Below are 14,380 nucleotides of genomic sequence, written 5' to 3'. Positions count from 1 at the left end.
CGGCGGTGCCGCAATGCAGTCGGGACGAAGGGTCGAATGTTGGTTAGGCTTGGCTAAGCAAGCCGCCGTTCCTGAGCGTAGAGGTGTGAATCAGCGCGCGTCAAGTTTTAGGATAGCCTTGCCTAATGCGTCGCGTCTTTGCCGTCTTCCTCGTCGCCGCTCTCGCCATGGGTCTCACCGCGTGCGCCGAGCCCGGAGCGACCGCCGCACCACCCGCCACCGCCGAAGACACCTGCCCGCAGGCATCCGTCCCGCTCTCCTCGCTCGACGTGATCGACGACGTGCGCGGACATGAGGGCCCTTCCACCGCGTGCCTCTCCAGCCGCGCGATCGAGGCCGTCGACGACGACACCGCGCCGAAGCTCCCGGTCACGGTGACCGACAGCGAAGGCCGCGAGATCGAGATCACCGACGTCGACCGCATCCTCCCGATCGACATCTCGGGCACGATCGCGTCGACCGTCTTCGCCCTCGGACTCGGCGATCAGGTCGTCGGCCGCGACGCATCCACCGTCTTCGCCGGCACGGAAGACCTCCCGGTCGTCACGAAGACCGGACACACACTGAACGCCGAGGCGATCCTCGAGCTCGCGCCGACCGTCGTCCTCACCGACACCACGATCGGTCCCAAGGAGGTCCGTCAACAGCTGCGCGACGCGGGCATCGCGGTCGTGGTGATCTCCAGCGATCGGCGACTCGACACCACCGACGAGCTGGTCACCGAGATCGCCACCGCCCTCGGGGTGCCCAGCCGGGGAGAGGCGCTCATCGCGCGGCTCGACGCCTCGGTCGACGAGACACTCGCCGAGATCGCCGAGGTCGTGCCCGCCGACGAGTCCGATCGCGCGCGCATGCTCTTCCTCTATGTGCGCGGCAGCGCGAACGTGTACTACATCTTCGGGGAGGACTCCGGCGCCGACTCCCTCATCGACGCGGTGGGCGGGGTCGACGTCGCGGCCGAGATCGGCTGGGAGGGCATGAAGCCGATGACCGCCGAGGCCCTCGTCGCCGCGCAGCCCGACGTGCTGGTGATGATGACCGACGGACTCGAATCGGTCGGCGGCATCGACGGGCTCATCGAGCGGATCCCGGCCGTCGCCGAGACACCGGCCGGAGCGCACCGTCGGGTGATCGACATGGCCGACAGCGAGATCCTCAGCTTCGGCCCGCGCACCGCCGATGTGATCGGCGCCCTGGCCCGCGCCCTGTACGCCCCCGAGCCCGCGAAGTGACCGGCGAGGTCGTCACTCCGACGCCGACCAGGCACCGGGGGCTCCGGTTCGCCCTGGTGACGGTCGGCCTGGTCGTCGCACTCGCGATCACCTGCGTCGTCTCGATCACGAGCGGGCAGTACGACCTGTCCCCCACCTCGCTGGTCGGCGTGCTGCTGCGCGGCATCGGCATCGACACCGCTTGGGCCCCCTCGGCATCCACCGACTACGGCGTGATCTTCAACCTGCGGATGCCGCGCATCGTGCTCGGGCTCCTCGTCGGCGCCGCGCTCGCCGTCTCGGGCGTGCTCATGCAGGCGATCTTCGGCAACCCCCTCGCGGATGCCGGTGTCGTCGGTGTCTCCTCGGGCGCGGCGCTCGGAGCGGCGGCGAGCATCACGTTCGGACTCGCGACGTTCGGCATGTGGACCACGCCCGCCTTCGCGTTCCTCGGCGGACTGATCGCGGTGTTCTCGGTGTACTTCATCAGTCGCTCCGGAGGCCGCACCGAGGTCGTGACGCTGCTGCTCACCGGCATCGCGATCAACGCCATCGCGGGCGCCGGCATGGCCTTCTTCACCTTCCTCGGCACCACGTCGACCCGCGAGCAGATCGTGTTCTGGCAGCTGGGTTCGCTGAACGGCGCCCTGTGGTCGAACATCCAGCTGGTGGCCCCACTCGTGCTGATCGGCGTGGTCGTCGCACTGATCGTGGCACCCAGCCTCGATCTCTTCGCCCTCGGCGAGCGCACCGCGCGTCACCTCGGTGTCAACGTCGAGCTGCTGCGGATCGTGGTCATCGTGACGGTCGCCCTGTTGGTGTGCGCGGCCGTCGCCTTCGCCGGGATCATCGGCTTCGCCGGGCTCGTCGTACCGCACCTGATGCGCATGCTGATCGGCCCCGCCCACCTGCCGCTCGTGATCGCCTCGGCGCTCGGCGGCGCACTGCTCATCGCCGTCGCCGACCTCGTCGCTCGCACCGCCGTGCCGCTCGCCGACCTGCCGATCGGCATGATCACTTCGCTCGTGGGCGGCCCGTTCTTCCTGTGGCTGCTCGTGCGCACGCGCCGCCGTTCGGGAGGCTGGGCATGACCGCGCGGCTCCGCGGTGCGGGGCTGACGGTGCGTGTCGGCGAGGGGCGGACGATCCTCGACGATGCCTCCATCGAGATCCACAGCGGCGAGATCCATGCGCTCGTCGGGCCCAACGGCGCCGGCAAGTCCACCCTGTTCGGAGTGCTCGCCGGCGATGTCACCGCGCAGGCCGGCACGGTCGAGATCGACGATCAGCCCATCGAGCAGATCAAGCCGCGCCTGCTCGCCCGCGAACGCGCCGTGCTGCTGCAGGAGAACACGGTCACCTTCCCGTTCAGCGCCGAGCAGGTCGTGCGCATGGGTCGAGCGCCGTGGGCACGCACGCCGGCCGCGGACGACGACGACAAGCGGGTGGCGGCCGCCATGGCGCAGACCGAGGTGACGGCACTCAAGGCTCGCGCGGTGCCCTCGCTCTCCGGCGGCGAGCACGCACGCGTCGCTCTCGCCCGGGTGATCGCTCAGAGCACCGGCATCCTGTTGCTCGACGAGCCGACCGCCGCCCTCGACCTCAAGCATCATGAGGATGTCATGCGGCTGATCCGCGAGCGGGCGGATGACGGCATCGCCGTGGCGATCGTGCTGCACGACCTCAATGCCGCACTCGCCCACGCCGACCGCGTCACGCTGCTCTCCGACGGCCGGGTCTCGGCGACGGGCACGGCCGCCGAGGTGCTGACGGCCGCGCGGATCGAGCAGGTCTACGGCCAGGCGGTCGACGTGTTCCCGCATCCGGCCACCGGGGTGCCTTTGGTGGTCGCTCAGCGCTGAGCGGGAGCTACGGACGAACCGGAAGCACGTCGCTGAGATCCGCACGCGTGCCGGAGGCATGGATGCGGCCGCCGGCCGCGGCATCCGTCCACGCCTCCGTGCCCGTGGCCACCGCGATCCAGGTCGCGGCATCCATCTCGACGACGTTCGGCGGTGTGCCGCGCGTGTGGCGGGGGCCCTGGATCACCTGCACCGCGCCGAACGGAGGCACTCGGACCTCGACGCTGTTGCCCGGGGCCTTCTCGTCGAGCAGCTGCAGGAGGTAGCGCACGGCGGTGGCGAGGTCGGTCCGCTGCGGCTTCGCGCCGGCGGCATCCGCGTCGCGAACGGCATCCAGTGCCGAACGTCCGTCGATGATGTCGATCTTCCTGGCCATCGCTCAGCTCTCCCCCACGACGACGACCGACCAGGCCCCGACCGCGTCCCGACCCAGCCCGTTCGCCGTGACCTCGGTCGCGGCATCCAAGCCCATATCGATCCGCTGCGGCTCGCCGTCGCAGACCAGATCGTCGGTGCGGATCGTCTGCGACGTCACGGAGCCGCCGGCATCCGATCCGCTGAGGGCGATGTCGGCACTCATCGTCTCGGGGCCGAAGCACGCGAACAGCACCGAGACGATCGCCGTCGGCTCATCGAACGCGGCCGTGACCCCGCCTTCGCCGACGACATCGGAGAGCGGGGACGCCAACCCGGCAAGCGTCGCGAGAGACCCGGTGACCTCACGGGAGTCCTGCGTCGCCATCCAGTCCTGCACGGCGTCGGGGTCGACCTCGGGCGTCGCGGAACACCCGGTGAGCACCGCCATCAGCACCGCGCCCAGCGCGAGTCCCCGCCATCGCCTCATCCCGCGAGCCTACCTCCGGCGCGGGTCCGCGTCGGCGACGCGGACCCCACCCGCCCCCGCTTCGTCACTGTCGCTCACGATGGCGTGAACCACGCCGCTCGGCGGCATCGCTCGCGCACGCTCCGCGGCGCCAGGACACGCCGGCCACGGGCACCGGACGCGTTCTAAGCTCGGACGCATGAGCATGCATCCGCAGGGCGCCCGCGCCGAGCTGCTCGCCGCCGTCGCCGACCACTCGTGGGGCGTGCGGATCCCGCCGCTCGCCGACCCGCACAACGCGCACGACGCCGCAGTGCTCATCCTGTTCGGGGTGTTGGACCGTGTGCCCGCGCCGACGGCCGACGCTGCCGTCGCGCGCGACCTCGACGTGCTGCTGCAGCGGCGAGCGCCCACCCTTTCCTCCCACCCCGGACAGGTCTCGTTCCCCGGCGGCCGCGTGGAGCCCGATGACGCCGATCTGGTCGCCACCGCGCTGCGTGAAGCCGAAGAGGAGACCGGTCTCGATCCGGACGGAGTCGAGATCCTCGCCACGCTGCCCGTGATCCCGCTCGCCGCGAGCAATCACCTCGTCACGCCGGTGCTCGCCTGGTGGCAGTCGCCGTCGAGGGTCGTGGCCGTCGACCATGCCGAGACGGTCGAGGTGTTCCGGGTGCCCGTCGCTCAGCTGCTCGACCCTGCGTCCCGGTTCACCTCGACGCTCACGCGGATGGGTCACACCTTCCGCGGACCGGCGTTCGACGTCGACGGGACGATCGTGTGGGGTTTCACCGCGATGGTGCTCGACGCCCTCTTCGATGCCACCGGCTGGACGGTGCCCTGGGACGCCTCCGTCGAACGGACCGTCGAGGTCTGAGCCATCTGAGGAGCCGGGTTCTGCCCGCGACGCCGAAACCCGACGCGCGAGCCTCGGTAGTCTGGACGGGTGAAGATTCTCGTCCTCGGTTCCGGTGCCCGTGAGCACGCGATCATCCTCGCCCTGCGGGCCGAGCAGACGGAGCACGAGATCTTCGTCGCTCCCGGCAACGCCGGCATCGCGCAGGATGCGACCCCCGTCTCGGTCGACCCTCTCGACGGCGGAGCGGTCACCGCGTTCGCCCACGAGCACGCGATCGACCTGGTCGTCGTCGGGCCGGAGGCCCCGCTCGTCGCCGGAGTCGCCGACGCCCTGCGCGTCCGTGGGATCCCGGTGTTCGGACCGGGCAAGGCTGCGGCCCAGCTCGAGGGCTCGAAGTCGTTCGCGAAGCGGGTGATGGATGCCGCCGGAGTGCCCACCGGACGTGCCGTCCGTGCCGCCAGCACCACCGAGGTCGAGGCCGCGTTCGACGATCTCGGCGCTCCGTACGTGGTCAAGGCCGACGGCCTCGCAGCAGGCAAGGGCGTCATCGTCACGTCCGACCGCGCCGAGGCTCTCGCCCACGCCCAGCAGTACCTCCCTGCAGGCCCGGTGCTCATCGAGGAGTTCCTCTCCGGCCCCGAGGTCTCCCTGTTCTTCCTGAGCGACGGCGACACCGTGCGTGCGCTCAGCCCCGCGCAGGACTTCAAGCGCGCACTCGACGGCGACGCCGGACCCAACACGGGCGGCATGGGTGCGTACTCCCCGCTGCCGTGGCTCGCCGAGCAGTTCGGCAGCGAGCAGGCCTTCGTCGAAGAGGTCACGCGTGACGTGGCCCTTCCCGTGGTGCGGCAGCTCGATGCGGAGGGCACGCCCTTCATCGGGCTTCTCTACGCGGGTCTCATCCTGACCCCGGCGGGTGTGCGCGTGATCGAGTTCAATGCGCGCTTCGGCGACCCCGAGACGCAGATCGTGCTGCCCCGACTGGTCACTCCCCTGTCGCAGCTGCTGTTCGCCGCGGCATCCGGCACCCTCGAGGACCAGCCGGAGCCCGAGTTCAGCGACGACGTGGCGATCACGGTCGTGCTGGCGAGCGAAGGCTACCCCGAGGCACCGCAGACCGGACGCCCGATCGAGGGCCTCGCGGATGCCGCGGCCGTCGAGGGCGTGCGCCTCGTGCACGCCGCGACCGCGAGCCCGGATGCTCCCGGCGGATCGCTGATCGCGACCGGCGGCCGAGTGCTGAACGTGGTGGCCGTGGCCTCCGACTTCCGCACCGCGCGCGACCGTGCGTACGAGGCCATCGCCCGTATCCGTCTCGACGGCTCGCACTACCGCACCGACATCGCCGCCCGCGTCGCGGACTAGCCGGCGGGACGGCCGTTCCGCCGGTCAACTTCTCTCGAGCTGACCGCGGACGATCGAGTCGCCGGAGTGCGCGGGGTCGCCGTCCACCGGCTCGAACGAGATGTCGACGAGGTCGTACTCCGCGAGGTCGACGCCGGCCGGGATCGCGAACGTGCCCGACGACGACTCGAGCACACCCAGGCTGATCAGTGCGGCTCCGTCGTTGCGGATGAGCCACACCTCGCGATACTCGTCCGCGCGCGCTTCTCCGTCGAGCGTCACCGTGAGCGCACGCCCGCCCTCGTCGTCCTCGCTGACCTCTGCCGAGCCGGCCGCACCGGGATGATCGGGGAAGGGGTCGAGCTCGGCCGTGGCCACCGGCACGGGCGTGAGGTTCGAGGAGACGAGGGCCCACGTGACGGACCCGCCAGCCACCACGAGCGCGAGCGACGCCGCGAGGATCCAGAGCCGGGCCGATGAACGGCGTCGGCGCACCCGGGATGATGCGGGGACGCGACCGGCCGCGCTGACGTCACGCGCCTCAGGAGCCGGGGCCGGGTCCTCGGGGACAGCGAAGACAGCTGCCGGAGCAGTGTCCGGGCCGGCGGTGGACGAATCGGTGTAGACGGCGGTGGTGTCCGCCCGATCCTGAGAAGCGGCGAGCGGGTCGGCCGCGACGGCTGCGCTCAGCGAGAGCTCGTCGTGGATACGATCCCAGACGTCGGCTCCGGGCTGCTCGAGCTCGCCCTCGGCCATGGTGGTCCTGGCCACCATCGCGGCGTGGGCCATCTGCTCCAGTTCGGCCGCGCACGCCGCACAGGCGGCGATGTGGGCGCTTTCCTCCGCCGACGCGACCGGCTCGCCGAGCGCGAGAAGGGCAAGCTGCTCAGGGTCGAGGTGCGACATGGCTGACCTCCAATCGGTCGCGCAAACGAGTGAGGCTTCGGCGGATGTGGCTCTTCACCGTACCGAGCGGCATGTCGAGTCTCTGGGAGATCTCCTCGTGCGTCAGATCGTCGTAGAACGCGAGGCGCATCACATTCCGCGCATCCGGCTGGAGCTGTTGCATCTCGTTGGCCAGCAGCAGCGTCTCGGAGAGGTCGACCGGGGCGCTCACCATGTCGTCCGGCGAGGTCAGGCGCTTCATCTCCTCGTGCAGTCGCCTGATCCGTGCGCGCGATTCGTGCATGTCGGCGATCCGTCGGCGGGCGATCACGACCAGCCATGTCGATAGTTTCGCCTTCGCCGAGTCGTAGCTCGCCCGCGAGGTCCACGCGGAGACGAACGTGCGCTGAGTGACGTCCTCCGCATCGCGGCGGTCGCCGAGCGAACGGAGCGCGAGCGTGAAGATCACGGGAGACCACCGGCGGTAGATCTCGGCCAGCGCGGCTTCGTCCCCCGCGACGAATCGGACGCCCCACTGCGCGTCGGCGTCGGCATCCGCGTCATGCTCCACGGTCGCCTCCTTCCTCACGCAGCACCCACCGCGTTCGTGGATGCTCCGAGGGTCTCATGCCGGCCTCGCGACCGCGACGACATTGTCGCGATAGTGACCGGAAGCGGCATCGAACGGACCGCCGCAGGTGATGATCACGAGCGCCGGTGCCCCCTCTCGCGCAAAGAGTTCGGCAGTCGGGAGGGCGGCTTTCTCGTAGAACGTCAGCGATTCGACGACGTAGGTCCTGGTCGAGCCGTCTGCGGCCTGCACCTCGACGGTCTCGCCGCCCGCGAGGCTGCGCAGCTGGGCGAGGGGGCCGATCGGGTAGCCGACGGCATCGACGTGCGCAGCGAGCATCACGTTGCCCTGCGTGCTGTCGGCGTCGGGGCCGTAGCGGTACCAGCCCGCGGTGGCGGGGTCGACCGGCAGTTCCATCTGACCGGAGGGTTCGATGCCGACATCCGTCACGGTCATGTCGACGCCGAGCGCCGGAATGCGCAGCCTTTGGGGCGCCAGGGCCGGCGCCGCCGTGGGGAGGGCGCCGGACCTGACCTCGGGGCGGAGGGTGGACGTGGGAGCGGGAGACGGTCGCTCGGACGCGACGAAGGGAGACGGCGCCGAGGAGGGGCCTCCCGCCCCCACCGGAGCGCAGGCGACGAGGCACGCCATCCCCACCAGGAAGGCGAGCGCGGGGGCCGCCCACCGTCCGGTGCGGGATGACGTGCCCCGACCCATCAGCGGCGCACCTCCTGCGAGACCCGACGGCGACGTGCCGACAGGCCGATGCCGATCGCGAAGAGGATGGCGAGGCCGCCCACCGCCGCGATTCCGGTCGTCGTCGCCGCGGTGTCGCTCGCAGCGAGGTATCCGGCGGTGCCGGACGGAACGCCGCCCGGGTTCGAGTGCAGTCCTTCGATCGTCTGCGCGGCGATCGCGAGGTTGCCGTCTTCGGCGCTGCCCCACGCGTACAGGATCGTCAGCACGCCGTCCTGCACGGCCACGTCTGTCGGTCCGATGACCGGGTCGGTGGTCCCGGCCAGCGCGACCGATGCCGAGACAGTGCCGGCCGCGAGGTCGAGGGACGCCTCGTCCGGGTTGCTCAGACCATCGATCACCGGCGATCCGCCCGCGAGCACATCGACTGCCGGTGCCGCGGCGACGTGGCGAACGGTCAACCGACCCTGACCCGCGGCCGTGGGCGACGTGTCGTTCTCGAACAGGTTGAGTCCGGGCTCTCCCGCCTCGGTGAGGTGCGCGACCGCGGTGTAGTTCATCCCGGCCGCGAGGGTGAGGGTGGCCGGTCCGAGCACGGGGGCGCTGGCATCGGCCGCGTCCGTGGCGGTGAGCGCGACCTCGTAGTCGCCCGCGGGGAGCGAGAGCGGGCCGGCGAGATCGCCGGGCTGGAAGTCATCGAGCGTGAGCTCGCCGTTCACATAGACGTCCACCGGCGTATCGGGGATGCCGTGGAGAACCGAGAGCTGAGCGGAGTCGTCGGTGGCCGCTCCGGCGGGCATCGCCATCCCGAGGGCGGCGATCATTCCGACGGCGAGGCCGGCGGCTGCTGTCTTGCGCACTGTATTCCTCCTTGAACGGGGGTGGCCCTGTGCCACCCTTCAGGGAGTGATTCCGTGCGAGACGCCGTTTCGGATGCAGCAGCGCGAGAATTTCTCTCCGCGACGACGATGCAGGTCAGAGCACCTTCGAGAGGAAGTCCTTCAGTCGCTCGTTCTTCGGGGCGCCGAACAACTCGGCGGGCGCGGCCTCTTCGACCACGACGCCGCCGTCCATGAAGACCGTGCGGCCGGAGACCTCGCGGGCGAAGCCCATCTCGTGCGTCACCAGCACCATGGTCATGCCGCCCGAGGCCAGGTCGCGGATCACCTGGAGCACCTCACCGACCATCTCGGGGTCGAGGGCGCTCGTCGCCTCGTCGAACAGCATGATCTCGGGGTCCATCGCGAGCGCGCGGGCGATCGCCACGCGCTGCTTCTGCCCACCGGAGAGGGATGCCGGCTTCGCGTCGGCCTTCTCCGACAGGCCGACCCGCTCCAGAAGAGCCAGCGCCCGCTCACGCGCCTGAGCCTTCGTCATCTTGCCGCACTCGACCGGCGCGAGGGTGATGTTCTCGAGCACGGTCATGTGGGGGAACAGGTTGAAGTGCTGGAACACCATGCCGATGCGCTGACGCACCTCATCGAGCTTCACACTCTTGTCCGTCAGGTCGACGCCGTCGATGATGACGTGTCCCGAGGTCGGCTCCTCGAGCTTGTTGAGGCAGCGCAGCAGGGTGGACTTGCCCGAACCCGACGGGCCGATGACGGCGACGACCTCGCCGTCTTCCACCGCCAGGTTGATGCCCTTGAGCACCTCGTTGTCGCCGAACGACTTGTGCAGGTCCTGCACCACGATCTTGCTCATGCGTTGAACGTCCTCTCCAGGCGGTTCGCGAGCAACGTCAGCAGCGTGATCACGATGAAGTAGATGATGGCGACGATCGTCAGCACCTGCGCTGACAGGTACGTCGACGCGATGATCTGGCGGGACACGAACGTCAGCTCCGCGAGGCCGATGACGCTGATCAGCGACGTGTCCTTGAGGGTGATGATGCCCTGGTTCACGAACGACGGGATCATGATGCGGAACGCCTGCGGGAGCACGACCTTCTGCATCGTCTTCCAGTGGCTGAGCCCCAACGAACGTGAGGCCTCGTTCTGACCGGGATCGACCGCCTGGATGCCGCCGCGGATGATCTCGGTCATGTACGCGCCCGTGTTGAGCGAGAGCGTGATCGCACCGGCGACGAAGGGATCGAACTTCAGATCGGGGATCAGCTGCGGGATCGCGAAGAACACGAAGAACGCCTGGATGAGGATCGGGGTGCCACGGAAGACGTAGACGTACGCGGTGGAGATCCACCGCAGGGGAGCGAACTTCGCGAGACGTCCGAAGCCGAAGATGATGCCGAGGATGAAGGCGGCCACGACCGCGACGAGAGTCGCGAGGATGGTGAGCCAGAGCCCCTGCATGAGCGCAGGCCAATATTCGACGGCCACCGAGATGATGTCCGTCGGCTGCGCGGACTCCTCACCACCGGAGAGGTAGGTGTCGACGATCTCGTCGTACTCGCCCGAGGACTGGAGGTTCGCGAGTCCCGCGTTGAACATCTCGATCAGTTCGGGGTTCTCGCCCTTGTTGACCGCGAAGCCGTACTCGCCGCCCAGCTCGGGCTTGCCGATCAGACGGAAGCCGGACCCCTGCTGGATGCCGTAGGCCAGCACCGGGAAGTCCTCGAAGTAGCCGACCGCCTGGCCGGCCTTCACGGCATCCACCATGTCGGTCGTGTCCTGGTACGGGGTGACCGTGAAGCCGTACTCATCCTTGTTCTCGTCGGCGAAGGTCTGACCCTGCGTACCGGTCTTGACGGCGACGGCCTTGCCGTCGAGGTCGTCGAGCGACTGGATGTCACTCGCCTCGAGTACGCCGAGCTGGATGCCGCTGGTGAAGTACGGCTCGCTGAAGTCGAACGTCTCCTGGCGCGCCTCGGTGATCGACATGCCGGCCATGACGGCGTCGACCTGGTTCGACTGCAGCGCCTGCACGGCGGCGTCGAATCCGAGCTGGCGGATCTCGACCTCGAAGCCCTGGTCTTTCGCGATCGCACGGAGCAGGTCCATGTCGATGCCGACGAGGTCGCCGTCCGCGTTCGTGAACTCGAACGGCGCGAACGTCGTGTCGGTTCCGATGACGTACTTCTCACCGTCGTCCGCGGCGGTGGCGGGGGCGGCTCCGGCCAGGAGGGCTCCGACGGCGACGAAGGCGACGAGCGCTGCCGCGCCGACAGTGCGAACGGACCGGCGCAGTCGCGCGATCGCGGGGGTGGAATTTCGGACCACGACGGGTGCTCCTCGGGATCGGATGAGGCGAGCGGACGGCCGCCGAGGATCCACCTTAGCCGCCGCCTCGGCGTACCCCCGCCTCGACCGGTCTGCTCGAACCGTGAGGAAGGGCTGATCCGCGCTCAGGACGGCGACAGCTCGATCCAGTACCGCCGCACGCGCGGCTGTCCCGGCTCCGAAGCATCGACCACGTCTTCGAGCTCTCCACCGGCGCCCTCGATCGTGCGGATGGAGCCGACGTTGTCGTCGTCACAGGTGAGCATCACGCGGTCATATCCGTCGGACTTCGCGAAGCGGAGCACGAGCCGGAGGGCCTCGCGGACGATTCCCTCCCGGCGCCGGGAGGGAACGGTCGCGTAGCCGATGTGGCCGCCGAAGCGACGCAGCCAGTCGTTGAGCTCACGACGGAACGCGATGAACCCCACGACGCGGTCACCCTCGGTGATCCAGAAGAAGTCGCACGGCACGAGCCCCGCAGGAAGCACTGCACCCGGGGTGGCGTACAGCTCGGCCTTCGCGACGAACGCCTCGCACGCCGCCCGGTCGGGCACGATCCCCTGCTCGTAACCGCCTCCGTCGATGTGTCCGCCGTCGAACTCGGCCACAGCAGCGGCCCAGGAGTCGAAGAGGTCGATGGTCGGTCGAACGAGAGCGATCGTCATCGCCCGATGCCATCACAAAGGCGCCGTATCCGCAAACTGCCGGACACGGCACCCTCCCGACCTCGACTACTCGGGACGCGCGGCTGCGGGAGCCGCGGCATCCGCCTTGTCGTAGCGACCGAGGAACAGCGAGGCGACGAGCGCGATCACCATGACGCACGCCGGCAGCAGGATCGCCTGCGACATGCCCGCGGCGAACCCGTCGGCCACCTGCGACGGCAGCGTTCCCCCGGTCGAGATGCCGGCCGGCGCATCGGCGAGACCGGGCAGGTTCGCCTCGAGGCGGGACTGCATGAACGCAGCGATGGATGCCGAGCCGATGACCGACCCGATGGTCCGGGTGGTGTTGTAGATGCCGGCGCCGGCACCCGCCTGGCGCGGCGGCAGCTTGCGCGTCGCGGTTGTGGCGAGAGGGCCCCACATGCCCGCGTTGCCGATGCCCATCAGCGCCGACGGGAGCAGGAACATCCAGATCGGGGTGTCCATGTTGATCAGGGCCGAATACCAGATGAGCGCGCCGGCGACGCAGAGCAGACCCGGGATGAGGATGATGCGCGGATCCACCCGGTCGAGCAGCTTGCCCGCCGCCGGGGCGAGCGCACCCGAGAGCACCGCCATCGGGATCAGCAGCAGCGCCGCCTCCGTGGGGGTGAGCCCGCGCGCGGTCTGCAGGAAGAACATCATCGGCAGCGACATGCTCGTCACCGTGAAGCCGACAGCGGCGATGGCGACGTTCGCTCCCGAGAAGTTGCGGTCGCGGAACAGCTCGAGCGGTACCAGCGGTTCGCTGCGTGTCTTGGCCTGCTGCAGGATGAACAGCCCGAGAACGATGAGTCCGACGATGATCAGACCCCACACCGAGATGGGACCCCAGATCACACCCCAGTCGAACTTCTCGCCCTCCTGGAGGCCGAAGACGATGAGGAAGAGCGCCACGGCGCTCAACACGACGCCGACGATGTCGAAACGGTGGGGATGGGTCGCGAGCTTCGGCACCAGGCGCCAGGCGAGCACGAACGCGACGATGCCGACCGGGATGTTCACGAAGAAGATCCACTCCCAGCCGAAACCGTCGACGAGCAGGCCGCCGACGAGCGGACCGACGAGCGTCGCGACACCGGCCGTCGCACCCCAGAGGCCCATGGCGGCACCGCGGCGCTCCGGCGGGAAGGTGCGCGTGATCACGGCCATGGTCTGCGGCGTCATGAACGCCGCGCCCAGCCCCTGCACGGCACGCGCGACGATCAGGCCCTCGAGCGAGTTCGACAGTCCGCACCACAGCGAGGCGAGGGTGAAGATCGCGAGGCCGATCAGATAGATGTTCTTCGGCCCGAAGCGGTCGCCGAGGCGTCCGGTGATCAGCAGCGGCACCGCATAGGCGAGCAGGTACGCGCTCGTGACCCACACGACGTTGTCGAGGTTGTTCGTGTTCGGGTCGAGCGCCGCCTTGATCGCCGGGTTCGCGACCGACACGATCGTGGTGTCGACGAGGATCATGAAGAAGCCGATGACCAGTGCCCAGAGGGCGGGCCAGGGGCTGGTGGGCTTGTGCCCCACGGAGTACGTTCCGGTCGAGGGACCGGAGGTGGAGGGCACGGACACCGGCGGGCGGTCTCCGTCGCGGGGAGTGTCTGTCATTGCTGTGCAGCCTTTCGCTGAGCGCGGTAGCGTTCTGAGTTCGGGAATGCCGCGGGTCCCCACGGCAGGTCTTCGGCTTCGAGGCGGGCGATCAGGGCATCGAGCCAGCGCAACTCGGCCTCGAGCAGCGCCTCCTGCCGTTCGTATTCCACGAGCACCTGCTCGGGCACGCCATCGCGTCTCGCGTCGATCAGTCCATCGCGATACGCGATGTGCTCTTCGTCGAGGGCGACGCGACGCGAGCGCAGGCTCTGGAGCACATCTCCGCGTTCGAGGTTGTGGGCCTCGGCGAGCGCGATCCGGAACTCGGCGGGACGATCGATCGTCGACAGCTCGCGCCGCAGCCAGGCGATGAGGATGTCTCGACCGGCGTCCGTCAGGGAGTACGTCGTGCGCTCGGGGCGGTTCCCCTCGCGGTCGCTGCCGACCTCGTCGATGAGCCCGGCCCGCTGGAGCCGGGCGACCGTGTGATAGAGCGTGCCGTTCGTGAGGGTCAGCAGCCGATCGTCGCGGCGAACCCGCATGAGACGCACCATCTCGTAGGGGTGCATGTCGCCCTCGCGCAGCAGGGAGAGGATCATCGCCCCCATCGGGGTCAGTCGTTGCATGGCCCCTCCCCGGGTGTCGCGCTCAAATAGTCCATGTGGACTA

Annotated in this window: 16 protein-coding genes; 5 read left to right on the top strand and 11 right to left on the bottom strand. The window is 69.4% G+C overall.

Going from position 1 to position 14,380, the window contains the following annotated elements:
• Positions 1–125: 125 nt before the first annotated feature.
• From CQ034_RS08850 to CQ034_RS08840, 3 genes are read left to right on the top strand one after another with little or no spacing between them, the layout of a single operon-like run.
• The gene (locus tag CQ034_RS08850) at positions 126–1,232 is read left to right on the top strand and encodes a hemin ABC transporter substrate-binding protein (RefSeq protein ID WP_105710746.1); all 1,107 of its coding nucleotides are present in this window, start codon (positions 126–128) and stop codon (positions 1,230–1,232) included.
• Entirely contained in the window at positions 1,229–2,302 is a 1,074-nt protein-coding gene (locus CQ034_RS08845; protein ID WP_105710745.1) for an iron ABC transporter permease, read from the top strand. Before CQ034_RS08850 ends, CQ034_RS08845 begins: the two co-directional genes overlap by 4 nt.
• The gene (locus CQ034_RS08840) at positions 2,299–3,072 is read left to right on the top strand and encodes a heme ABC transporter ATP-binding protein (RefSeq protein WP_105710744.1); all 774 of its coding nucleotides are present in this window, start codon (positions 2,299–2,301) and stop codon (positions 3,070–3,072) included. Before CQ034_RS08845 ends, CQ034_RS08840 begins: the two co-directional genes overlap by 4 nt.
• Before the next feature lie 7 nt (positions 3,073–3,079).
• On the opposite strand, the gene CQ034_RS08835 is transcribed toward CQ034_RS08840, so the two are convergent.
• Together CQ034_RS08835 and CQ034_RS08830 are read right to left on the bottom strand one after the other, a co-directional pair.
• Positions 3,080–3,448 (bottom strand): sterol carrier family protein, encoded by a 369-nt coding sequence (locus CQ034_RS08835; RefSeq protein WP_105710743.1) that lies wholly within the window; start codon positions 3,446–3,448, stop codon positions 3,080–3,082.
• Positions 3,449–3,451: 3 nt separating this feature from the next.
• A complete protein-coding gene (locus CQ034_RS08830; protein ID WP_105710742.1) occupies positions 3,452–3,916 on the bottom strand; it encodes a hypothetical protein in 465 nt (154 codons plus the stop codon).
• Between the two features lie 178 nt (positions 3,917–4,094).
• On the opposite strand from CQ034_RS08830, the gene CQ034_RS08825 reads away from it, so the two are divergent.
• Positions 4,095–4,769 (top strand): CoA pyrophosphatase, encoded by a 675-nt coding sequence (locus CQ034_RS08825; protein WP_105710741.1) that lies wholly within the window; start codon positions 4,095–4,097, stop codon positions 4,767–4,769.
• Between the two features lie 69 nt (positions 4,770–4,838).
• Positions 4,839–6,116, top strand: coding sequence for a phosphoribosylamine--glycine ligase (gene purD / locus CQ034_RS08820; protein ID WP_105710740.1), 1,278 nt, complete (start codon positions 4,839–4,841; stop codon positions 6,114–6,116).
• Between the two features lie 24 nt (positions 6,117–6,140).
• Here the strand turns inward: purD and CQ034_RS08815 are convergent, their stop codons facing one another.
• The 9 genes from CQ034_RS08815 to CQ034_RS08775 form a co-directional block, all read right to left on the bottom strand.
• Positions 6,141–7,001, bottom strand: coding sequence for an anti-sigma factor (locus tag CQ034_RS08815; protein ID WP_105710739.1), 861 nt, complete (start codon positions 6,999–7,001; stop codon positions 6,141–6,143).
• Positions 6,982–7,551, bottom strand: coding sequence for an RNA polymerase sigma factor (locus CQ034_RS08810; RefSeq protein ID WP_258134151.1), 570 nt, complete (start codon positions 7,549–7,551; stop codon positions 6,982–6,984). The genes CQ034_RS08815 and CQ034_RS08810 overlap by 20 nt, the downstream gene beginning before the upstream one ends.
• Positions 7,552–7,605: 54 nt before the next feature.
• A complete protein-coding gene (locus CQ034_RS08805; protein WP_258134150.1) occupies positions 7,606–8,268 on the bottom strand; it encodes a class F sortase in 663 nt (220 codons plus the stop codon).
• On the bottom strand, positions 8,268–9,107 hold the full coding sequence (locus tag CQ034_RS08800) for a DUF4397 domain-containing protein (protein ID WP_105710737.1): 840 nt from the start codon (positions 9,105–9,107) through the stop codon (positions 8,268–8,270). The genes CQ034_RS08805 and CQ034_RS08800 overlap by 1 nt, the downstream gene beginning before the upstream one ends.
• Positions 9,108–9,222: 115 nt before the next feature.
• Complete coding sequence (locus tag CQ034_RS08795; protein ID WP_029263084.1) at positions 9,223–9,951, bottom strand: amino acid ABC transporter ATP-binding protein; 729 nt, start codon at positions 9,949–9,951, stop codon at positions 9,223–9,225.
• The gene (locus CQ034_RS08790) at positions 9,948–11,426 is read right to left on the bottom strand and encodes an amino acid ABC transporter substrate-binding protein/permease (RefSeq protein WP_105710736.1); all 1,479 of its coding nucleotides are present in this window, start codon (positions 11,424–11,426) and stop codon (positions 9,948–9,950) included. Before CQ034_RS08790 ends, CQ034_RS08795 begins: the two co-directional genes overlap by 4 nt.
• A 125-nt stretch (positions 11,427–11,551) precedes the next feature.
• A complete protein-coding gene (locus CQ034_RS08785) occupies positions 11,552–12,091 on the bottom strand; it encodes a GNAT family N-acetyltransferase (RefSeq protein ID WP_029263082.1) in 540 nt (179 codons plus the stop codon).
• Positions 12,092–12,157: 66 nt separating this feature from the next.
• Positions 12,158–13,729 (bottom strand): MFS transporter, encoded by a 1,572-nt coding sequence (locus tag CQ034_RS08780; protein WP_258134149.1) that lies wholly within the window; start codon positions 13,727–13,729, stop codon positions 12,158–12,160.
• Positions 13,726–14,337: a PadR family transcriptional regulator gene (locus CQ034_RS08775; protein ID WP_105710735.1), complete on the bottom strand. Its 612-nt coding sequence runs from the start codon at positions 14,335–14,337 to the stop codon at positions 13,726–13,728. The genes CQ034_RS08780 and CQ034_RS08775 overlap by 4 nt, the downstream gene beginning before the upstream one ends.
• Positions 14,338–14,380 lie beyond the last annotated feature (43 nt).

The organism is Microbacterium sp. MYb45 (genome assembly GCF_002979655.1).
GTDB lineage: Bacteria > Actinomycetota > Actinomycetes > Actinomycetales > Microbacteriaceae > Microbacterium.
The sequence above is the reverse complement of the archived record's forward strand: the minus strand, read 5'-3'. Positions and strand labels throughout refer to the sequence as shown.